At 71.0% G+C, this 20,372-nt stretch carries 20 protein-coding genes; 15 read left to right on the top strand and 5 right to left on the bottom strand.

The window, feature by feature from the left end; genetic code table 11:
* Window positions 1-50: 50 nt before the first annotated feature.
* Window positions 51-755: an NUDIX hydrolase gene (locus E1161_RS06380; RefSeq protein WP_408011951.1), complete on the bottom strand. Its 705-nt coding sequence runs from the start codon at window positions 753-755 to the stop codon at window positions 51-53.
* A 94-nt stretch (window positions 756-849) separates the two neighbouring features.
* Between E1161_RS06380 and nadA the strand changes: the two genes are divergently transcribed.
* From nadA to E1161_RS06360, 4 genes are all read left to right on the top strand, one after another.
* Window positions 850-1,863 (top strand): quinolinate synthase NadA, encoded by a 1,014-nt coding sequence (gene nadA / locus E1161_RS06375; RefSeq protein ID WP_132620595.1) that lies wholly within the window; start codon window positions 850-852, stop codon window positions 1,861-1,863.
* Entirely contained in the window at window positions 1,860-3,458 is a 1,599-nt protein-coding gene (locus E1161_RS06370; RefSeq protein WP_132620593.1) for an L-aspartate oxidase, read from the top strand. The genes nadA and E1161_RS06370 overlap by 4 nt, the downstream gene beginning before the upstream one ends.
* On the top strand, window positions 3,455-4,303 hold the full coding sequence (gene nadC / locus E1161_RS06365) for a carboxylating nicotinate-nucleotide diphosphorylase (protein ID WP_132620591.1): 849 nt from the start codon (window positions 3,455-3,457) through the stop codon (window positions 4,301-4,303). The genes E1161_RS06370 and nadC overlap by 4 nt, the downstream gene beginning before the upstream one ends.
* Before the next feature lie 101 nt (window positions 4,304-4,404).
* Complete coding sequence (locus tag E1161_RS06360; RefSeq protein ID WP_235874830.1) at window positions 4,405-5,307, top strand: CPBP family intramembrane glutamic endopeptidase; 903 nt, start codon at window positions 4,405-4,407, stop codon at window positions 5,305-5,307.
* On the opposite strand, the gene E1161_RS06355 is transcribed toward E1161_RS06360, so the two are convergent.
* Window positions 5,271-6,062 (bottom strand): carbon-nitrogen hydrolase family protein, encoded by a 792-nt coding sequence (locus tag E1161_RS06355; RefSeq protein WP_132620589.1) that lies wholly within the window; start codon window positions 6,060-6,062, stop codon window positions 5,271-5,273. The two genes, E1161_RS06360 and E1161_RS06355, sit on opposite strands and share 37 nt — an antisense overlap.
* Before the next feature lie 270 nt (window positions 6,063-6,332).
* Here E1161_RS06355 and E1161_RS06350 point away from each other — a divergent pair, with 270 nt between their 5' ends.
* Window positions 6,333-6,956 carry a GntR family transcriptional regulator gene (locus E1161_RS06350; RefSeq protein WP_132620587.1) on the top strand — a complete coding sequence of 208 codons (624 nt, stop codon included), beginning with the start codon at window positions 6,333-6,335 and terminating at the stop codon, window positions 6,954-6,956.
* On the opposite strand, the gene E1161_RS06345 is transcribed toward E1161_RS06350, so the two are convergent.
* Window positions 6,922-8,223: an MFS transporter gene (locus E1161_RS06345; protein WP_132620585.1), complete on the bottom strand. Its 1,302-nt coding sequence runs from the start codon at window positions 8,221-8,223 to the stop codon at window positions 6,922-6,924. The genes E1161_RS06350 and E1161_RS06345 overlap by 35 nt on opposite strands.
* A gap of 79 nt (window positions 8,224-8,302) precedes the next feature.
* Here E1161_RS06345 and E1161_RS06340 point away from each other — a divergent pair, with 79 nt between their 5' ends.
* The 7 genes from E1161_RS06340 to E1161_RS27045 all read left to right on the top strand — a co-directional run bounded on the left by E1161_RS06340 (window position 8,303) and on the right by E1161_RS27045 (window position 14,415).
* Entirely contained in the window at window positions 8,303-8,971 is a 669-nt protein-coding gene (locus E1161_RS06340; protein WP_235874829.1) for a DUF2848 domain-containing protein, read from the top strand.
* A gap of 306 nt (window positions 8,972-9,277) precedes the next feature.
* The gene (locus tag E1161_RS06335) at window positions 9,278-10,762 is read left to right on the top strand and encodes an ABC transporter substrate-binding protein (protein WP_235874828.1); all 1,485 of its coding nucleotides are present in this window, start codon (window positions 9,278-9,280) and stop codon (window positions 10,760-10,762) included.
* Window positions 10,726-11,733 (top strand): ABC transporter permease, encoded by a 1,008-nt coding sequence (locus E1161_RS06330; RefSeq protein WP_235874827.1) that lies wholly within the window; start codon window positions 10,726-10,728, stop codon window positions 11,731-11,733. Before E1161_RS06335 ends, E1161_RS06330 begins: the two co-directional genes overlap by 37 nt.
* Complete coding sequence (locus E1161_RS06325) at window positions 11,726-12,592, top strand: ABC transporter permease (protein WP_132620579.1); 867 nt, start codon at window positions 11,726-11,728, stop codon at window positions 12,590-12,592. The genes E1161_RS06330 and E1161_RS06325 overlap by 8 nt, the downstream gene beginning before the upstream one ends.
* Window positions 12,589-13,554, top strand: coding sequence for an ABC transporter ATP-binding protein (locus E1161_RS06320; protein ID WP_235874826.1), 966 nt, complete (start codon window positions 12,589-12,591; stop codon window positions 13,552-13,554). Before E1161_RS06325 ends, E1161_RS06320 begins: the two co-directional genes overlap by 4 nt.
* Complete coding sequence (locus E1161_RS06315; RefSeq protein ID WP_132620577.1) at window positions 13,548-14,189, top strand: ABC transporter ATP-binding protein; 642 nt, start codon at window positions 13,548-13,550, stop codon at window positions 14,187-14,189. The genes E1161_RS06320 and E1161_RS06315 overlap by 7 nt, the downstream gene beginning before the upstream one ends.
* A 67-nt stretch (window positions 14,190-14,256) precedes the next feature.
* Window positions 14,257-14,415 (top strand): hypothetical protein, encoded by a 159-nt coding sequence (locus tag E1161_RS27045; RefSeq protein WP_165939704.1) that lies wholly within the window; start codon window positions 14,257-14,259, stop codon window positions 14,413-14,415.
* Window positions 14,416-14,627: 212 nt separating this feature from the next.
* On the opposite strand, the gene E1161_RS06310 is transcribed toward E1161_RS27045, so the two are convergent.
* Both E1161_RS06310 and E1161_RS06305 read right to left on the bottom strand, forming a co-directional pair.
* Window positions 14,628-15,302 (bottom strand): YqeB family protein, encoded by a 675-nt coding sequence (locus E1161_RS06310; RefSeq protein ID WP_132620575.1) that lies wholly within the window; start codon window positions 15,300-15,302, stop codon window positions 14,628-14,630.
* Window positions 15,303-15,376: 74 nt separating this feature from the next.
* Window positions 15,377-16,642: a M14 family metallopeptidase gene (locus E1161_RS06305; protein ID WP_132620573.1), complete on the bottom strand. Its 1,266-nt coding sequence runs from the start codon at window positions 16,640-16,642 to the stop codon at window positions 15,377-15,379.
* Window positions 16,643-17,063: 421 nt separating this feature from the next.
* Here E1161_RS06305 and hisD point away from each other — a divergent pair, with 421 nt between their 5' ends.
* From hisD to hisB, 3 genes are all read left to right on the top strand, one after another.
* Window positions 17,064-18,374: a histidinol dehydrogenase gene (gene hisD, locus E1161_RS06300; RefSeq protein WP_132620571.1), complete on the top strand. Its 1,311-nt coding sequence runs from the start codon at window positions 17,064-17,066 to the stop codon at window positions 18,372-18,374.
* Window positions 18,375-18,466: 92 nt separating this feature from the next.
* Window positions 18,467-19,585, top strand: a complete 1,119-nt coding sequence (locus tag E1161_RS06295) for a histidinol-phosphate transaminase (RefSeq protein ID WP_132620569.1) — start codon at window positions 18,467-18,469, stop codon at window positions 19,583-19,585.
* The gene (gene hisB, locus E1161_RS06290) at window positions 19,582-20,199 is read left to right on the top strand and encodes an imidazoleglycerol-phosphate dehydratase HisB (RefSeq protein ID WP_132620567.1); all 618 of its coding nucleotides are present in this window, start codon (window positions 19,582-19,584) and stop codon (window positions 20,197-20,199) included. Before E1161_RS06295 ends, hisB begins: the two co-directional genes overlap by 4 nt.
* Window positions 20,200-20,372: the final 173 nt, after the last annotated feature.

The following is a 20,372-nucleotide window of genomic DNA, read 5'->3' as shown; positions in this document are numbered from 1 at the left end:
AACTACTTCGATCGACGCAACGAGGCTGCTCCAAGTGAAACAGGCGATGTTCAGGCCGGAGGACGGAACACCGCGAACGGGTCGGTCACCTGCAGGTCTCGTGAGGTGAAGCGGAACAGCGCGGGCGGTCTGCCGCCGGAGCGTCCGGCGGGCACGGTGCGGCCGGTGGGCTCCAGGACACCTCGCCGGGACAGCACGCGCTGCAGGTTCGTCGCCGCGACCTGGTAGCCGAGCGCGGCGGAGTAGATCCCGCGCAGCTCGGAGACGGTGAACTCGGCCGGGGCGAGCGCGAACCCGATGTTGGTGTAGGAGAGCTTGGCGCGCAGCCGGTCTCGCGCGGCGAGCACGATCTCCTCGTGGTCGAATGCCGTCGCGGGCAGGTCGTCGACCGGGAACCAGCGGGTGTCCGCGGGCACTTCGGGGTCGACGTCGGCGGGCACCAGGCACAGGAACGCGGTGGCGATCACCCGCCGGTCCGGCACCCGCCCGGGGGCGCTGAACACCGAGAGCTGTTCGACGTGGGAGAGCTTGTGCACGTCGACCTTCTCGGCGAGCTGCCGCCGGATCGACGCCTCCACGTCCTCGTCGGCGGCCAGCCAGCCGCGGGGGAGCGACCAGCGGTGCAGCGCGGGCCCTTTGGCGCGCTGCCACAGCATCACCTGGAGTCGTTCGTCGCGGATCTGCAGGACGCCGGCGAGAACTTCGTGACCTGGGTCTCTGCCATCCGCCGTTGCCTCGATGTTACGATGTGGCACGTTTTCGATTATAAGGCGAAAACCTCGGGGCCGTGATCCGGGGTGAGTTGCGGGGTCTCCGGCGCGTCTCGGAGTCCCCGGCGAGGAGGACGAGATGGCGACTGCGACGTGGCAGCGGACCGATGCCGGCTACACCGGCGTCGAAGCCGATGCCGCCTGGGCCGAGGAGGTCCGGCGGTTGGCCGAGGAGCGCGATGCCGTGCTGTTGGCGCACAACTACCAGCTGCCCGAGATCCAGGACGTCGCCCACCACACCGGTGACTCGCTGGCGCTGAGCCGCATCGCGGCCGGCAGTGACGCGAGCACGATCGTCTTCTGCGGCGTGCACTTCATGGCCGAGACCGCCAAGATCCTCGGCCCGGAGAAGACGGTGCTGATCCCCGACGAGCGGGCGGGTTGTTCGCTGGCCGACTCGATCACCGCCGAGCAACTGCGCTCCTGGAAGGCCGAGCACCCGGGCGCGGTCGTCGTCTCCTACGTCAACACCACCGCGGAGGTGAAGGCCGAGACCGACATCTGCTGCACCTCCTCCAACGCGGTGGACGTGGTGCGCTCCATCCCGGAGGGCCGCGAGGTGCTGTTCTGCCCGGACCAGTTCCTGGGCGCGCACGTCAAGCGCGAGACCGGCCGGGAGAACCTGCACATCTGGGCCGGTGAGTGCCACGTGCACGCCGGGATCAACGGGCCTGAGCTGGCCGAGCGCGCCGCCGCGTCGCCGGAGGCGGACCTGTTCATCCACCCGGAGTGCGGCTGCGCGACCTCCGCGCTCTACCTCGCGGGCGAGGGCACCGTGGAGCCGGAGCGGGTGAAGATCCTGTCCACCGGCGACATGCTCACCGCGGCGAGGGACACCGGCGCGCGCTCGGTGCTGGTGGCCACCGAGGTCGGCATGCTGCACCAGTTGCGGAAGGCCGCTCCGGAGATCGACTTCCGCGCGGTCAACGACCGGGCCTCCTGCCGCTACATGAAGATGATCACCCCGGCGGCACTGCTGCGCTGCCTGCGCGAAGGCGCCGATGAGGTGCACGTGCCCACCGACGTCGCCGACCGCGCTCGGGCCTCGGTGGAGCGGATGATCGCCATCGGCAAGCCCGGCGGTGGGGAGTGACCTGGGAGGCCGGTGCCGACCTGCTGGTCGTCGGCACCGGTGTGGCCGGTCTGACTGCCGCGCTGCGCGCCCGCGAAGCCGGTCTGCGGGTGCTGGTGCTGAGCAAGGATTCCGTCGAGGCGGGCAACACCGGCTGGGCGCAGGGCGGCATCGCCGTGGTGCGGCCGGACGAGCTCGACCCGGGCGACAGCCTGCACAAGCACGTCGAGGACACGCTGGCCGCGGGTGTCGGGTTGTGCTCGCCGCAGGCGGTGCGCGACATCCTCGCCGACGGTGCGCAGGCCATCGGGCGGTTGCGCGCGGCGGGGGCGGAGTTCGACGCCGTCGACGGCGCGCTGGCACGCACCCGCGAGGGCGGGCACCAGACGTTCCGCGTCATCCACGCGGGTGGCGACGCCACCGGCGCCGAGGTGCAGCGGGCGCTGGTGTCGGCCGTGCGCGGTGGCGGGATCCCGGTGCTGGAGCAGCACTGCGTGGTCGAGCTGCTGCGTGGTGAGGGCGGTGCGATCGCCGGGGCGCTGGCGATGGATTCCGAGAGTCGTCCCGGTGTGCTGCACGCGCCCGCGTTGCTGCTGGCCACCGGTGGTCTCGGCCAGCTCTACGCCGCGACCACGAACCCCGACGTGTCCACCGCGGACGGTGTGGCGCTGGCGCTGCGTGTCGGCGCGGGAGTGGCGGACCTGGAGTTCGTGCAGTTCCACCCGACCGTGCTCTACGCCGAGGGCGAGGCGCGCGGACGTCGTCCGCTGGTCACCGAGGCGGTGCGCGGCGAGGGCGCGGTGCTGCTGGACGTGCGCGGCGACCGGGTGATGGACGGGGTGCATCCGCTGGGCGACCTGGCGCCGCGCGACGTGGTGTCGGCGGCGATCACCCGCCGCGCGGCGGAGACCGGTGCCGAGCACGTCTTCCTGGATGCCACCGGGATCACCGGTTTCGCCGAGCGCTTCCCGACCGTGCACGCCTCGTGCCGGGAGGCGGGGATCGATCCGACGGCCGAGCCGATCCCGGTGGCCAGCGCGGCGCACTACTCGTGCGGTGGTGTGGTGTCCGATGTGGATGGTCGTACGGCGGTGACCGGCCTGTACGTGGCGGGGGAGGTGGCCTGCACGGGCCTGCACGGCGCGAACCGGCTGGCCTCCAACAGCCTGCTGGAAGGGCTGGTCGTGGGCGGGCGAGCGGCCTCCGCGGTGGCCAAGGACCTCGGGTGCGGCCTGCTGTCGCGCACGCCGGTGGGCGAGGTCGCACCGCCCGCGTTCGCGGTCGTCGAGCGAGACCTGCTGCAGCGCACCATGAGCAGGTACGCGGGCATCGGCCGCAGCGAGGATGGGATGGCCGAGGCGTGCTCGGTGCTGGACCGCGCCTCCGTCGTCCGTCCACTGCGGACGCGTCAGGCGGTCGAGGACGCGTCGCTGACGCTGACCGCGCAGGCCCTGCTGGCGGCGGCACGGATCCGCGTTGAATCGCGCGGCTGCCACCGGCGCACCGACTTCCCGGACACCGACGACCTGCGCTGGCGGCGCAGCACGGTGCTCCGGCTGGACGCCTCGGGGTGGTTGATCCACGCCGAGCCCGGGATCGCGAGGACAGCGGCATGACTTTCGACTTCGACGGCGCACGCGAGATCGTTCGCACCGCTCTGGCCGAAGACCTGCGCTACGGGCCGGACGCCACCACCGAGGCCACGGTCGCGGAGGACGCGGTCGCCGAGGCGGGCTTCAACACCCGCGAAGCCGGTGTGCTGGCGGGGCTCACGGTGACGCGCTTGGTGCTCGACGAGGTGCTGGGTGCCGACGCCTACCAGGTGCTCGACGAACGCGCCGACGGCGACCGGATCGCTCCCGGCGACTGCGCGCTGCGGGTGAAGGCACCGGCCCGGGGCCTGCTCACCGCCGAGCGCACCGCGCTCAACCTGCTGACCCACCTCTCCGGCATCGCCACCGCGACCTCGGCGTGGGTGGACGCGGTGGCCGGCACGGGTTGCAAGATCCGCGACAGCCGCAAGACCCTCCCGGGCCTGCGCGACCTGCAGAAGTACGCGGTGCGCTGCGGTGGCGGCGTCAACCACCGCATGGGCTTGGGCGACGCGATCCTGATCAAGGACAACCACGTCGTGGCGGCGGGTTCCCCGGCGGCCGCCGTCCGAGCCTGCCGCACCCACGCCCCGGGCCTCCCGATGGAGGTCGAGGTCGGTGATCTCGCTGAGCTCGAAGAGGTCCTGGCCGAGAACGTCTCCCTGGTCCTGCTCGACAACTTCACCCCGGACCAGTGCGCCGAAGCGGTGGCGCGCACCCGGGTGCTCTCGCCGGGCACGGAGCTGGAAGCCTCCGGTGGTCTGACCCTCGACGTGGCGGCGGCCTACGCCCGAACCGGCGTCCACTACCTCGCGGTGGGAGCCCTGACCCACTCCTCCCCGTCCCTGGACCTCGGCCTGGACATGTGATCCGGAGGAATCCCTGACCTGGCACGACTCGCCCGGCTGCGGCGAGTCGTCGGGTGGCGCGCGTGTTCCGGCATGATCGGGTGGAACGGGAGGTGCGCGTGGTGGATTCGGCTCTGTTGGGCGGTGCCTCGGCGGCGCGACGGCCCACCGGCCCTGTGCTGGGGCTCCTGGTGGCGGTCGTGTGCCTGCTGGTGGGGCCCGCCGTGGTGACGCTGGCGTTGTTGCCGGTGCTCGGGGTTTCCGCGCTGGCCCTGGTGGGCGGGCCCATGGGGATCGGGGCACAGCTGGTGCTGCTGCTGAGCTTCCTCGGGGCGAGCGGTTTGCTCGCGCTCTGGGTGGTGGTCAAGGAGCGGCGTCCGCTGGCGAGCCTCGGGTTCTTCCCGGCTTCTCGGATCGGCGCGCACTTGGCGTTCGGCACCGGTGTGGCGGTGGTGCTGCTGGCGGTGCCGGTGGTGGTGAACCTCGTCAGCGGTCAGTACCTGGTGGGGCCGGTGCGGTTCGCGCACGTCGGGGCGGTGCTGCTGGCGCTGGTGGGGTTCACCGCGCAGGCGTGCACCGAAGAGGTCGTCAGCCGCGGGTACCTGCTGCAGACCGCCTACCGGAAGTGGGGGCTCACGGCGGCGGTCATCTTCCAGGCGTTGGTCTTCGCGCTCCTGCACGGAGCCAACTTCGACGTCGGCGTGCTACCGCTGGTCAACGTCCTGCTGATCGGTCTGGCGCTCGGGTTGTGGGCGGTGGCCGAGGGATCGCTGTGGGGTGTGTGCGCCTTCCACGTCGTGTGGAACTGGTGCCAGGGCAACGTGGCCGGGATCCAGGTGTCCGGGATGGACATCCAGGCCACGTTGCTGAGCCTGGACCCCGAGCCGGGAACGGCTGAACTGCTCACCGGCGGCGGCTTCGGCGTCGAGGGCAGCGTCATCACCACGGTCGTACTGCTCGTCGCGACGGCGCTGGCGTTCCGAGCCGTTCAGAAGCGCCGGTTGGTGAGCACCGGAACGGCCTGACGGGCTCCTTCGACCGCGTCCGGGTCGATGGTGACGACCTCGACGCCGGGCTCGGCACCGAGCTGCGCGTGGACGAGGCCGAGGGGAGTGGCGACGAGGCTGTGGCCGATGCCGGTGGGGGCCTTGCCGGAGGGTTCGCGGCCGATGCTGCGCGGGTCGCCCTGGCCGCAGGCCACGATCCACGAGGTCGAGTCGAGCGCGCGGGCGCGCACCAGCAGCTCCCACTGCTCGCGCTTGCCCTGCCCGGAACCCCACGACGCCGGAGTGATGATCACCGATGCGCCCTCGTCGGCGAGCTTCTGGAACAGCCCGGGGAACCGGACGTCGTAGCAGGTGGTGAAGCCGATGCCTACGCCGTCGAGGGTGACCACGACCGTCTGAGCGCCGGGGGCGACGGTGTTCGACTCGGCGAAGCCGAACGCGTCGAACAGGTGGATCTTGTCGTAGGAGGCATCCACTCCGCGACCGGTGATCAGCAGCGTGTTGGTGACCCGCCCGTCGTCGGCGGGGGTGAACATTCCCGCGACCACGGCGATGCCGGCTTCCTGCGCGAGGCGGCGGACCTCGGTGGCCCACGGGCCGTCCAGCGGCTCTGCCAGCGGTGCCAGCTTCACGCCGAAGCAGGCCATCGTCGCCTCGGGGAACACCGCGAGGTCGGCGCCTTCCCCGGCGGCCCGGCGGATCCCGTCGGCGACCAGTTCCAAGTTGGCCTTCGGGTCGGGGCCCGACACGATCTGGCACAACGCGATTCGCATAGCCACAACCATCCTTCGACGAGTTCTGCTTCGAAGTGGCGGAGCCACTTCCTCTTCTCTTCGGTGAGCGCTCTCTCAGCTGGCACTGCACGGGGTCCGGAGCGGCTTCGCGGCGAGTGCGCCGTGACGCCGCGTTAGGTCGCGGGGCGGCGCACGAAGTCCACGGACTGGCTCAGGTTCCCCCGCCCGCACCGCCATGCAAAACCAGTAGTGCCGGTGTGAACCCGATACGATGCTTGTATACCGATTATATGCAAGCAAGGGGTCAAAGTGCCGTCCGGACGTGAACTCGCTTACGCCCACCTCAAGGACACCGTCCTGAGCGATCCCAGCACGCAGGGGCAGTTCGTCAACGAACAGGCCCTGGCCGACGAGATCGGCGTGTCGCGCACTCCCATCCGCGAGGCCCTGCTGCTGCTCGCCGCCGAGGAACTGGTCCAGCTGGTGCCCAAGCGCGGCGCCTACATCGCCCCGCTCGGTGGGCGGGAGATCGGCGAGCTGTTCGAGATCCGCACGATGGTCGAGTGCTACGCCGCCCGCCGCGCCGTCGAGCTCGACGCGGTGCCGCTGGCCGAGATGCGCACGCAGCTCGACGAGCAGCGCGGGCTGGGCGAGGACCAGGCCCGCGAGTTCATCGACCACGACCACCGGTTCCACTCGGCGCTGGTGGCCGCAGTCGGCAACGGGATGTTGTCCAAGACCTACGACGGCCTGCGCGCCCGGCAGATCCGCGCCGGTGTCGAGGCGCTGTTCCGCTCGGCCGGGCGCCGCAAGTCCGTGCTGGCCGAGCACGAGGCGATCTGCTCGGCGCTCGCCGCGGGCGACCCGGAGGCCGCGACCGCGGCGATCACCGAACACCTCAACGCGACCCGGCGGGTGTTGCAGTCCGGCTGAGCCACAGGCCGATCAGCGTCACCACGCAGGTCGCCGCCAGGTAGCAGGCGGGGGCGACCCAGGTGTCGAAGTAGGCGTAGAGCGAGGTGAACAGCAGCGGAGCCAGGGCGCCGCCGATGATCCCGGCGAGCGTGTAGGCGAGCGAGGCGCCGGTGGCGCGCAGCGCCGGGCTGAACTGCTCGGCGATGAACGCGGCCTGCGGCCCGTACATCAGGGCGTGCCAGATCAGCCCGACGATCACGCCGACGATCAGCAGCCCCGCGGACCCGCCTCCGACCAGCGGGAAGAACACGAACGGCCACACCAGGCCGCCGACGGCACCGACCGCGTAGACCCGGCGGCGGCCGAAGCGGTCCGACAGCGCCCCGGCGAGCGGCATGAGGAACAGCTGGAGGGAGGAGCCGAGCATGACGCCGGTGACCGCCCAGCTCTTGGGCATGTCCAGCTGCTGGGTGGCGTAGGTGAGCACGAAGACGGTGAACAGCGCGTAGAGCACGTCCGGGCCGACGCGGGAGAGGATTCCGGCGATCAGCGCGCGCGGTTCCTGCGTGAGGACCTCGCGCACCGGGGCGCCGGCCTGCTCGCCCTTATGCTGGATCTCCCGGAAGACCGGGGTCTCCTCCAGCTTCACGCGGATCCACAGGCCGAAGATCACCAGGACGGCCGACAGTAGGAATGCGACCCGCCAGCCCCAGGACATGAACTGCTCCGAGGTCAACCCGGCGGCCAGTCCCGCGAGGACGCCGTTGGCCAGCAAGTTCCCGGCCGGCGGCCCGATCTGGGCGGCGGACGCCCAGAACCCGCGGTGCTCGTCGCTGCCGTACTCGCTGGACAGCAGCACCGCGCCGCCCCACTCGCCGCCGATGCCCACGCCCTGGGCGAACCGCAGCACCACCAGCAGCACCGCGCCGAGCGCGCCGACCTGGTCGTGGGTGGGCAGCAGTCCGATGAGGACGGTGGAGATCCCGGTGATCAGCAGCGTGATCACCAGGACTTGCTTGCGGCCGAGCACGTCGCCGAGGCGGCCGAAGACGAATCCGCCCAGCGGGCGCGAGATGTAGCCGACTGCGTAGGTGGAGAACGCCAGCAGCGTTCCCGACAGCGGGTCGTGGCTGGGGAAGAACAACTGGCCGAACACCAGCGCCGAGGCGACCGAGTAGGCGGCGAAGTCGTACCACTCCAGGGAGGTGCCGCTCAGACTCGCCACGAATGCCTTGATCAGGTCCTTGCGCGCCGGTCTTGCGGCGGTCGCGGTCGCGTTCGTCATGGGCTCCCTCGATTTCCAGGTGGACCGGCACAGTGTGATACGAACTGTATACAAGAGGTATGCCAAACGGGAGGGTGTTGTGTTCCCACTTCATTTCGATGTCGGTGGCCGGGCGGTCGAGGTCTCGGTGACGACGCTGCTCAACGCCGGGTACGCCGGGCGCAGCCAAGAGGACGTGGCCGCCCACGTGGCGGAACTGGCCGAGCTCGGCGTCCCCGCCCCGACCCGCACGCCCTGCCTCTACCCGGTCGCGCCCTACCTGGCGATGCAGACCGACGTGGTCCCGGTGCAGCACGGCCGAACGTCAGGTGAGGCCGAGTGGGCACTGGTGATCACCGAGGACGACGTGCTGCTCACCGCCGCCTGCGACCACACCGACCGCGAGCTGGAGGTGCACGGCGTGGCCTGGAGCAAGCAGGCCGGGCCGGACGTCGTCGGCCGCAAGGCGTGGCGGCTGCCCGACGTCGAGGACCACCTCGACGAGATCACGCTCACGGCCTGGGCCGGCGGCGAGAAGATCCAGGACGGCACCCTCGCCGACCTGCTCACCCCGCACTACTGGTTGGAAGAGCTCCGCGCCCGAGGCCTGGCGCAACCCGGCACGATCCTGATCTCCGGCACCATCCCCATGATCCCCAACGTCAACCAGTTCGCCGACACCTGGCGCGTGGACCTCACCGACCCCCGCACCAACGACACGATCACCTGCACCTACGCGGTCGACGTCATGCCAGGACCAGTCGACTGACGACCACAGGGACAGGTCACCTCCGGTGCGTTCCCGGGCTCGGGGGACGGATTGCTCCTGCACCCCGTCCCCCGACCACGGGGGTTTTCAGGGAATCGAACACCGCCGCGATCCGGTTTGCCGCCTGCGGTCGGTCGTGCTGGAGGAGGTGGCGAGGAAGATCTCAGGTTATTGAGAAGGAGTTGCAATAACCTCTATGGTGCGTGAGTGCTGAAACGTCGGAGCTTGGTCGTTGGGTTGTCGGTCGTGGTGGGGGTCGTGGTCGCGGGTTGTGCTGCGCCTTCGCAGCCCGGGGAGTCCGGTGCGATGTTGCTCGCCGACGGGTACGAGCCGGAGAGCTTGAACCCGCTGCTCGGGTACGGAGCCGAGGGGGCGGCGAAGTTCTACGACGGGCTGCTGGCCTTCGACGGGCGCGCGCAGCTGCGGCCTGTTCTGGCGGTGGAGCAGCCGCAGGCCAACGCCGACGCCACCAGCTGGACCGTGAAGCTCCGCGACGGCGTGGAGTTCCACGACGGAACGCCGTTCGACGCCGAGGACGTCGTCGCCACCTACCGCGCGGCCATCGATCCCGCGTACGCCTCCACGGTCTCCAGCGATTACGACATGCTCGCCGACGTCCAGGCCGTCGACCCGCACACAGTGCGCTTCGACCTGGAATTCCCCTACTCCGCCTGGCCTTCCAAGCTCGTCCTGGGCATCGTCCCGAACGAGGCGCTGAGCACTCCGTCCTCGCAGGAGAACTCGCCGCTCAACACCCGGCCCGTCGGCACCGGCCCGTACCGGCTCGTCGAATGGCGCCAGGGCGACCAGATGACCTGGGCCGCCAACCCCGACTACTGGGGCGGCGCGCCGGCCGTGCACGACATCACCGTCGTGTTCGCCAAGGACGACAACACCCGCGCGCAGCGGTTAGCCGCGGGCGAGTTCGACGGCACCGTGCTGCCCCCGGTGCTCGCCGAGGGTGCCGCGCGCGACGGCTTCCGCGTCGTGCACCACGAAACAGCCGACTACCGCAGCATCGCGCTGCCCAACACCCACCCGGTCGCCGGTGACCGCGCTGTGCGCACCGCGCTGAACCTCGCCGTGGACCGCGACGGCATGATCAAGGCGCTGCTGGGCGGGCACGGAAAGCCCGCCTACACCCCGATCCCGCCGTCGATGGGCGCCCACCACGAGCCCGCGGCGACCTTCGCCCACGACCCGCGGCAGGCGGGCCGGATTCTCGACGACGCGGGCTGGCGAGTCGGAGCCGACGGCATCCGCGAGCGCAACGGAACCCGCGCGAAGTTCACCGTGATGTACTTCGCCGACGACAGCCTCCGCCGGGATCTGGCAACGGGTTTCGCCTCCGACGCCAACAAGGTCGGCATCGAGGTCGAACTCGCCGGTGTGGACCGCTCCGCGGTCGCCGGGAGGCTGGCCACCGACGGCATCGTGCTCGGCGGCGGCAACCCGATGGACCCGGACCCGCAGGTCTACTCCAGCCTGAGCTCGTCGGCGATCGGTACCGGCACTTACAACAACCCGGGCCAGTACCGCAACGCCGAGGTGGACGCCGCCCTCGACTCGGCCCGCCGCGAGCTGGACCCGGCCAAGCGCGCGGAGGCCTACCGGCAGGCCCAGCGCGCCTACGTCGCCGATCCCGGCCTGGTCTACCTGGCGTTCATCGACCACAGCTACGTGCTGCGCGACGGCGGTTCCACCGGCTACCAGCCGCCCGTCGAGCCGCACACCCACGGCACCACCTGGGGCCCGTGGTGGAACGTCGAGACCTGGAAGCCGAGCGCATGACCCGGGCGATCTCGCGCCTGGTGCTGAGGCGCCTGGCGTTCGCCGTCCCGGTGCTGGTGATCGTCGCGCTCGGCGTGTTCCTGCTGGCCTCGGCTTCGCCGTTCGACCCGATCGACCAGTACTTCGGGGTGCGGCTGTTCACCGCCTCGGCCGCCGACGTGGCCCGGGTGCGCGCCGAGCTGGGCCTCGACCGGCCCGTGCTGCAGCAGTTCTGGCAGTGGTTCAGCGGCGTGCTCACCGGTGACCTCGGGATCTCCCGGTCGCTGCGCCAGCCCGTCGCGCAGGTGGTCGCCGAACGGCTGCCCTGGACCGCCCTCCTCGCCGCTACCGGACTCGCCCTGGCGGTGCTGCTCGCGCTGATCGGCGGCACGATCGCCGCGTGGCGGCAGGGCGGCGTCGTGGACCGGCTGATCACGGCCGCCGGGCACGCGCTGGAAGGCGTCCCGCCGTTCGTGCTGGCGCTGCTGTCCATCGCGGTGTTCTCGCTCGGCCTGGGCTGGCTGCCGGTCGCCGGCCTGACCGACGCCGGGCAGGACGTCTCCTTCGGCCAGGTCGCCGAACACCTCGCGCTGCCCGCGCTCGTGCTCGGCGTGTCCCAGACCCCGTGGCTGGTGCTGCACGTCCGGCAGTCGATGCTGGGCTCGTTGGCCGAGGATCACGTCACCGGTGCCCGCGCGCGAGGCCTGGCCGAGCGGGTCGTGGTGCTGCGCCACGCCCTGCCCACCGCGCTGCTGCCGTTCGTGACGCTCATCGGCGCCCGCATCCCGGAGCTGGTCACCGGGACCGTGCTGGTCGAGGAGGTGTTCTCCTGGCCGGGCCTGGCGGGTGCGGTGGTCACCGCTGCTACTGCCGTGGACTACCCGCTGCTGGCGATGGTGACCCTGGTGGCCACGGCGGCTGTGCTGCTGGGGTCGCTTCTGGCCGACGTCGCCGCGATCCTGCTCGACCCGAGGGTGGCCGCAGATGGCTGAGCTGACCTGGGAACCGGCCGGTCGCGCGGGAATTTCCCGGGCGCGCCCGCTCACCCGCCTGCGCGCGTCGCTCGCGGTCCTGGTGCTGCTGGTGCTCGGCGCGGTGCTCGTGCCCATGCTGCTGGGCGGTCAGGCCGTGAGCTACGAGCAGATCCGCCTCGCACCCGGCCTCGCGCACCCCTTCGGCACCGACTCCAACGGCCGCGACCTGTTCGTGCAGTCGATGGCCGGACTGCGGGTGTCGTTGCTGGTCGCCGCTCTCAGCGCCCTGGTGTCCACAGTGCTCGGTTCGTTGGTGGGGGTGGTGGCCGGAGGGCTCGGCGGCTGGGCCGACCGGCTGCTGATGCGGCTGGTCGACACCGTCAACTCGGTGCCCCACCTGCTGCTCGGCGTGGTCATCGTCGCGCTGTACAGGGGGAGCCTGGTCGCGGTGATCTGCTCGATCGCGCTGACGCACTGGACGACGGTCGCGCGCGTCGTGCGCTCCGAGGTCTTGTCGCTGCGGCAGCGCCCCCACGTCGAGGCCGCCATCGCCGGTGGATCGTCGCGGACGCGCGTCCTGCGCAGGCACCTGCTGCCGGCGATCGTGCCGCAGGCCGCGCTGTCGGCGGTGCTGCTGGTCCCGCACGCCGTGTGGCACGAGACCGCGCTGAGCTTCCTCGGGCTGGGCCTGCCGCCGCACCTGGCCAGCATCGGCAACATCCTCGGTGACGGCCGCGACGCCGTGCTGCTCGGCGCCTGGTGGATCGTCCTGTTCCCGTCGTGCCTGCTGGTGGCCACCACTCTGGCGGTGTCCGGGCTGGCCGCGACCTGGCGGGACCGGATCGTGCCGAGACGACGATCGGAGCTGTCGCTGTGACCGACATCAGGGCACCCGAGGTGACTGATCTGCTGACGCTGCACCGAGTTTCGGTCAGGTTCCGGCTGCCGTGCGGTGTGCTGGTGCGTGCCGTCAGCGACGCCGCGCTGCGGCTGCGGCCGGGACGCGTGCTGGCGCTGGTCGGCGAATCCGGTTGCGGCAAGTCCGTTCTGGCTTCCGCGCTGCTGGGTCTGCTGCCCGGCAACGCCGAAACGCGCGGCCATGCGCTGCTCGACGACGGGACCGACCTGCTCGCGGCACCGGAACCGGTGCTGGCAGGGCGGATTCGCGGTCGTCGCGTCGGTCTCGTCCCGCAGTCGGCGGGCACCCACCTGACCCCGGTGCGCACGGCCCGCGCGCAGCTCGTCGAGACCATCGACTCCCTGCGCGGGCCCAGCGGTGCCGACGAACTCGCTCGCCGCGTAGGCCTCAACCCGGCCGATCTGGACCGCTACCCCCACGAGCTGTCGGGCGGCATGGCGCAACGCGTCGCGCTCGCGCTGGCGCTCGCGGGGGATCCGCGGATCATCCTCGCCGACGAGCCGACCACAGGTCTGGATCGGCCGCTGGTGCACCGCACCGTCGACCTGCTCGCCGATGCCGCCACCGACGGTCGCGCGGTCCTGCTGATCACCCACGACCTCGCCGCCGCCCGCCGGGTGGCCACCGACGTGGCCGTGATGTACGCCAGCCGCATCGTCGAAGCCGGGCCCGCTGACGAGGTGCTGAACGATCCGTGGCACCCCTACACCGCCGGCCTGCTGGCCGCTCTGCCCGAGGGCGGGTTCGAACCGATCCCCGGCCACCCGCCGTCGCTGACCGAACTCGACCGCATCGAAGGGGAGTGGGGCTGCGTGTACTGCCAACGCTGTCCGGACCAGCCCGGATTCGCGCACTGCACCGGAGATCCGACCCTCCTCGCTCGGGGCGAGCGGTGGATCGCCGCTCACGCGCCGTGCTGAGCGCCACCGACGTCGTCGTCGGCTACCGGCGCGGCGAACCGGTCCTCGACGGCGCGAGCATCGACGTTCCCGCAGGTGAAGTGCTCGGTCTCGGCGGGCCCAGCGGTTCGGGCAAGTCGACGCTGGGGCGCGTTCTGGCGCTGCTGCACCGGCCTTGGTCCGGACGGGTGTCCCTCGATGGCGGCGACATCACCCGGTTCCGGCACCGCACACCCCCGGAAACGCGAAAGGCGGTCGGGATCGTCTTCCAGCACCCGAGACCCGCCGTCGACCCGCGCTTCACGCTCCGCGACATCATCGCCGAACCGCTGCTCGCGCGCGGGGAAGCGGGCGACATCACCGAACTGGCCGACGAAGTCGGGCTCACCGCCGAACTGCTCACCCGCCGGCCGCACGAGGTCAGCGACGGCCAGCTGCAACGCGCCTGCCTGGCCCGCGCGCTCGCCCCGCAGCCCCGCTACCTGGTGTGCGACGAGATGACGGCCATGCTCGACGCCTCCACCACCGCCGCGCTCGTGCGCGTCGTCGACCGGCGAACCCGGGAGAACGACACGGGAGTTCTGGCCATCAGCCACGACGAGGCGCTGCTGGACCGATGGGCGCACCGTGTGGTTCACGTGTCCGAGTTGATATGACATCGTGGCGCAATGCGGTACTCGGGGAGCCGCTTCGAAGAAGTACGAACGACTCTCAGGAGCTGAAGTGAGCGAGCAAGAAGGCACCACGTTCGTCCAGTGGCGAGAGCGCGCGCAGAGCGAGGTCGCCGACGACCGCCCGAAGATCCGCATGATCATGATCGTGGCCGCAGTCGTCGTGGTCGCAGGCATCGCCATCGGCTCGATCGTGCTGATGCTTTCCTGATGCTCCCCGACCCCAGTGGTCTTGCTGCGGAGCGGAGCGAGTAGCGGAACCTGAGCGGCTCTCCGGCTCCGGGATCCGAGACGTGTGCATGTGTCCCTTACACGGCGCTGCGGTTGTCCCCGGAGAGCCGCTCAGAACCCGCGGCGGTGCCGTGTGCTCAGGTGGGGCAGTGCGAGGGCGACTTCGTCGCTTGCCCGACCTCGCCTGGTGCGTCAGTCCACGCGGCGCCAGTACTGCTTGCGGTGGCCGTCCCTGAGGACGACCCCCTGCTCCGCCAACTGGGTTCGCAGCAGCGCGGCCTCCTTGTGGTCGCGCCTGCGCAGCGCTCGGTCGCGCTCGGTCATCAGCGCGTTGACCCGCAGCGAGAGCTCATCGGTGTCCTCGGTCCAGAGCACGTACCGGCCCGCGTAGGGGTCGCAATCCCGCCAGGCGTAGCCGTGCTCGCGGAACGCGGCGCGCAGCGCCAGCCGGTCCAGCCCCGACTTGCGGCGGGCCAGCTCGGCGCCGGTGTCGTCCAGCAGCACCAGGTGTCCGCGCTCGGTGAACACCGCGTCCACCTCGGCCCCGGCGATCTCGTGCGCGTTGCGGCCGGTCGCCAGCACGACCTGCTCAGGCCCGACGGTCACCGTCAGCCGCTCCTGCGCGAACAACCCCGCGAAACCCAGGCCGATGATCAGGCCCAGCGCGATCGCCACCAACATCCCCCACGGATCCGCACCGGAGGCGGCCAGCTCGAACACGCCCTGGAACGGCGCCCACTGCAGACCCGCCACCCACGCGGCGACCACCCGCAGCAGGAACCCCGCCACCGCGCCGAGCAGCGGGCAGTAGATCCACGAGCCCCGGCGCACCAGTGCGGGCGGGTGAATCGTCGTCGCGGTGCCCATGGCTTCATTATCGCGAGGGGAGGGCCCGGGGCGCGCACACCCCGGGCCCTCCCCCCATCCCCCTCCTGGACGGGTCAGGCACCCGCTTCGCGCAGCAGGATGTCCACTGCGGCGTCGTTGCGGGCGGTCTCCCGCTCGATCACATCGCCCGGCGGGTAGAAGCCGTCGAGACCACCGCTGCTCGACGGGTACATCTCGAAGGTGAACGCCAGGATCTTGTGCTGGCCCCACATCCAGTCGAGGCTGTCGCCGTCGGTGACGTACAGGTCGCTGGACTGCTGGGGCGTGTAGCCGTTGGTCTGCGCCATCTCGGTGCCGACCTTCTCGAACCGGTCGTACTCCTGCTGGGTCATGCCCTCGGTGACGTCGTCCGAGGTGTGACCGAAGGGCCACAGGACCAGCTCGGAATAGGTGTGGAAGTCCACCGCGGCCTTGATCTGCTGGGTGCCGCCCACCACGCGCGAGTCGATGAAGTCGCGCATCGCCGCCGCCTCCGGCGAGGACCACGCCGCGGTGCCCCGGTAGGTCTCGTCGGCCGGGTCATCGCTGGAACCACCGCAGCAGCCCCACTTGTGGCCCCAGTTGCGGTTGATGTCGGTGCCCTGGTCCTGGCGGTTCTTGCGCCATCCCTGGTACTCGCCCGACTCCACGTCGTAGGACGACCCGTCCGGGTTGACCGACGGGATGATCCAGATCTCGCGGTTGTCAACCGAGTCCTTCACGGCCGGATCCGCGTGGTCGTCGGTGAACCGCTGGGCGACGTGCAGGCACATCTCCGTGGTCAGGTGCTCACGAGCGTGCTGGTTGCAGTCGAACAGGACCTCTGGCTCGTCCTCGTCGGTCGCCACGTTGTCGCTGATCTTGAGCACCGGGATGTCGCGGCCCTCGAACGACTTGCCCGCGCTGACCTTCGCGGCGATGTCCGGGTGGTCGGCCACGGTCTTGTCGAGCTCGGCGACCATCTCGTCGTAGTTGTGGTACGCCTCGTCACCGGGCGGGAAGTCGCCCGGAGCCTTCGGCTGCGTGCCGTTGCGGCGCTGCAGCGCGTCGGCGACCTTCGTCTGCTCGGTGAGCTGGAAGCCGCGGGCGCGCAGCTGCTCGGCCTCCGCCGCCGTCGCTTCGACGCTGGCGACCCGGTCCTTGGTGACGCCGAGGACCTCCGCGCCGCTGCGGTTGATCTCCGTGCGGGATGCGCTGTCGGTGTTGGGAACCGTGTAGATCGCACGGTCCTGTGCGGATGCACCGGTCGGTTCTGCGGCGAGGCCCGCCTGAACCGGTGCCAGCAGGACCAGACCAGCGGCCGCGGCCACCAGTGCTGCCTTGCGCCGGGAACTGAACATCGGATCTCCGATCGATCACTGGAGGTGACTTCCGAAGAGTCCAAGAGGTTCTCGGTGGTGGCAACTCCCTGGCGAACTATGGCCTCAGTTGAACAATTTTCCCCGTATTGTCGAATGATCAGATGCTCAGTGGTCATCTTGCCTGGCGGTGCGGGTAGCGGAACCCTGAGCGGCTCTCCGGCTCCGGGATCCGAGACTCGTGCATGTCCGATACACGGCGCTGCGGCTGGCCTCCCCAGGGAGCCGCTCAGAACCCGCGGCGGTGCCGGTTGCTGGGGCGGTGTGGTGAGGAAGCACCTCCGGTGCTTGCCTGACGTGGTCTAGGGGCGTGCTGCTGTGACCCTGGGCTGGGCTCGCGGACGGGTGGGGCGGGCTGCGATTACCCTGGTAGGTGTAGTCCCGAGGTGTTGGAAGGATGCTCATGCTCACCCGTACCGACCTGCGCGGTCGTGTTCCGTCCACCGCTACGCTGCGCGCCACGCTGCCGCGCGCCGAGATGGACGTCGAGCACGTGCTGCATCGGGTCCGTCCGGTGATCGAGGACATCCGCGACCGCGGCGTCGACGCCGTGCTCGACTACACCGACAAGTTCGACGGGGTCCGTCCCGAACGGGTGAGGGTGCCCGCCGCGGAGGTCAACCGCGCGCTCGACGAGCTCGACCCGGCCGTGCGCGCCGCGCTGGAGGAGTCCATCGCCCGTGCTCGCCGCGTGCACGCCGACCAGCAGCGCACCGACAGCACCACCCAGGTCGTGCCCGGCGGTACCGTCACCGAGCGCTGGGTGCCGGTCGAGCGCGTCGGCCTCTACGCGCCGGGTGGTCTCGCGGTCTACCCGTCGAGCGTGGTCATGAACGTCGTCCCGGCCCAGACCGCCGGCGTCGAGTCGCTGGTGGTGTGCAGCCCGCCGCAGGCCGAGTTCGGGGGCCTGCCGCACCCGACGATCCTGGCCGCCGCGCAGCTGCTGGGCGTCGAGGAGGTGTGGGCGGTCGGTGGTGCGCAGGCCGTCGCGCTGCTGGCCTACGGAGGCCGCGACACCGACGACGGCGAGCTGCTGCCCGCCGACATGGTCACCGGTCCCGGCAACGTCTACGTCACCGCCGCCAAGCGCCACCTGCGCAGCCTGATCGGCATCGACTCGGAGGCCGGGCCCACCGAGATCGCGGTGCTGGCCGACGGCACCGCCGACGCTGTGCACGTCGCCGCCGACCTGATCAGCCAAGCCGAGCACGACACGCTGGCCGCCAGCGTGCTGGTCACGACCTCGCCCGAGCTGGCCGACGCCGTCGACGCCGAGCTGGAGCGCCAGGTCGGCCGGACCAAGCACGTCGAGCGCATCCGCACGGCCCTGACCGGGCAGCAGTCGGGCTGCATCCTCGTCTCCGACATCGACGACGGCGTGCGGGTGGTCAACGCTTACGCCGCAGAGCACCTGGAGATCCAGACCGCCGACGCCGACGCGGTCGCAGCGCGCGTCCGCAACGCCGGCGCGATCTTCGTCGGCCCGCACGCGCCGGTCTCGCTCGGCGACTACTGCGCCGGCTCGAACCACGTGCTGCCCACCGGTGGCTGCGCCCGGCACTCCTCGGGCCTGAGCGTGCAGAGCTTCCTGCGCGGCATCCACGTCATCTCCTACACCGAGCAGGCGCTCCGCGAAGTCGCGGACCAGGTCGTCGCACTCGCCGACGCCGAGGACCTGCCCGCCCACGGCCAAGCCGTGACCGCCCGCTTCTAGAGACGATGCAGACCTCGACCGCCGCAACGGTGCGGCGGACAACCTCCGACGATGCGGTTGCCGAGGTGGCGAAATGACGATGAAGGACACCCATGAGTGACGTGCTCGGCGCCGACACGACGCTGGCCGACCTGCCGCTGCGGGACGACCTGCGCGGCCGCAACCCCTACGGCGCGCCGCAGCTGGACGTCTCGGTCCGGCTGAACACCAACGAGAACCCCTACCCGCCGCCGCCGGAACTGGTCGCCGACGTGACCGCAGCGGTCCAGGAAGTGGCCGCTGACCTGCACCGGTACCCGGATCGCGACGCCAGGGAGCTGCGCGGCGACCTCGCCGCCTACCTGAGCACCGCGACCGGTGTCGGGTTAGCGATCGACAACGTGTGGGCCGCCAACGGCTCGAACGAGGTCCTGCAGCAGATCCTGCAGGCGTTCGGAGGTCCCGGGCGCAGCGCCCTGGGCTTCGAACCCTCGTACTCGATGCACCCGATCCTGTCCGCAGGCACCCGCACCGACTGGTTGCCGGCGCCGCGCCGCGCGGACTTCAGCCTCGACGGTGCCGAAGCGGCCCGCCTGGTGGCCGAGAAGCAGCCCGACGTGGTGTTCGTGACCAGCCCGAACAACCCCACCGGTGCGTCGATCTCGCCGGACGACCTGCTGGCCGTCCTCGACGCCGCGCCCGGCGTGGTCGTGGTCGACGAGGCCTACGCCGAGTTCTCCGCGCGGCCCAGCGCAGTCGAGCTGATCGAGCGCTACCCGGCGAAGGTCATCGTCAGCCGCACCATGAGCAAGGCCTTCGCCTTCGCGGGCGGGCGGCTGGGCTACCTGGCCGCAGCCCCGGCGATGATCGAGGCGTTGTTGCTGGTCAGGCTGCCGTACCACCTCTCGGCGGTCACCCAGGCCGCCGCCCGCGCCGCGCTGCGGCACGCCGACGCCACGCTGGGTTCGGTGCGCGCGCTGATCGGCGAGCGCGAGCGGGTCGTGGCCGCGCTGCGGGAGCTCGGGTTCACCGCGGTGCCCAGCGACGCCAACTTCGTGCTGTTCGGACGCTTCACCGACGCGCACCGCGCCTGGGAGCGCTACCTGGACTCCGACGTGCTGATCCGCGACGTCGGCATCCCCAGCCACCTGCGGGTCACCATCGGCACGCCCGCCGAGAACGACGCGTTCCTGGCGGCGAGCAAGGCAGTCATTGAGGAGATCGAACGGTGAGTTTCCAGCCAGGCACGCGGGTCGGTCGCGTCGAGCGCACCACCAAGGAGTCGTCGGTGCTGGTCGAGCTCGACCTCGACGGCACCGGGCAGGTCGACATCGACACCACGGTCCCGTTCTACGACCACATGCTCACCGCGTTGGGCACGCACGCCGCGTTCGACCTGGAGGTCAAGTCCACCGGTGACATCCACATCGACGCCCACCACACCGTCGAGGACACCGCGATCGTGCTCGGCCAGGCGCTGCGCCAGGCGCTGGGCGACAAGAAGGGCATCCGCCGCTTCGGCGACGCCTGGATCCCGATGGACGAGACCCTCGCGCACGCCGCGGTGGACGTCTCGGGCCGCTCGTACTGCGTGATGACCGGTGAGCCGGAGGAGTACAACTCCTTCACCATCGGCGGGAACTACCCGTTCGTGCTCAACCGGCACGTGTTCGAGTCGCTGGCCTTCCACTCCCAGATCAACCTGCACACCAGGGTGATCCACGGCCGCGACCCGCACCACATCGCCGAGGCCGAGTACAAGGCCATCGCCCGAGCCCTGCGCGCAGCCGTGGAACCCGACCCCCGCTTCGCCGGGGTCGTCCCCTCCACCAAGGGCGCCCTGTAGCGACCACTCGCGCCCACCCCGTCACACCGACGGGGTGGGCGGCGCATCCACCGAGGCATCACCGCTGTCGATCGCGTTGCGGCGGAGGGTCGTGCTTCGCGGGTAGGCATGATTCACCCCCGGGTCACCAGGAGGTCTCCTGGACGTGTCCTGGTGGGGCGACGATCGGGCGT

It is taken from the genome of Saccharopolyspora aridisoli (genome assembly GCF_004348445.1).
In the GTDB taxonomy this organism is placed as follows: Bacteria; Actinomycetota; Actinomycetes; order Mycobacteriales; family Pseudonocardiaceae; genus Saccharopolyspora; species Saccharopolyspora aridisoli.
Note: the sequence above shows the minus strand (reverse complement) of the source record. Positions and strands in the feature narration are given on the sequence as shown.

Excerpts from the sequence above, each read along its gene's own strand:
- nadA (WP_132620595.1), top strand. The coding sequence starts at position 850 with ATGGCGACTGCGACGTGGCAGCGGACCGATGCCGGCTACACCGGCGTC.
- nadC (WP_132620591.1), top strand. The coding sequence starts at position 3,455 with ATGACTTTCGACTTCGACGGCGCACGCGAGATCGTTCGCACCGCTCTG.
- E1161_RS06355 (WP_132620589.1), bottom strand. The coding sequence starts at position 6,062 with ATGCGAATCGCGTTGTGCCAGATCGTGTCGGGCCCCGACCCGAAGGCC.
- E1161_RS06345 (WP_132620585.1), bottom strand. The coding sequence starts at position 8,223 with ATGACGAACGCGACCGCGACCGCCGCAAGACCGGCGCGCAAGGACCTG.
- E1161_RS06335 (WP_235874828.1), top strand. The coding sequence starts at position 9,278 with ATGTTGCTCGCCGACGGGTACGAGCCGGAGAGCTTGAACCCGCTGCTC.
- E1161_RS06325 (WP_132620579.1), top strand. The coding sequence starts at position 11,726 with ATGGCTGAGCTGACCTGGGAACCGGCCGGTCGCGCGGGAATTTCCCGG.
- E1161_RS06310 (WP_132620575.1), bottom strand. The coding sequence starts at position 15,302 with ATGGGCACCGCGACGACGATTCACCCGCCCGCACTGGTGCGCCGGGGC.
- E1161_RS06305 (WP_132620573.1), bottom strand. The coding sequence starts at position 16,642 with ATGTTCAGTTCCCGGCGCAAGGCAGCACTGGTGGCCGCGGCCGCTGGT.
- hisD (WP_132620571.1), top strand. The coding sequence starts at position 17,064 with ATGCTCACCCGTACCGACCTGCGCGGTCGTGTTCCGTCCACCGCTACG.
- E1161_RS06295 (WP_132620569.1), top strand. The coding sequence starts at position 18,467 with ATGAGTGACGTGCTCGGCGCCGACACGACGCTGGCCGACCTGCCGCTG.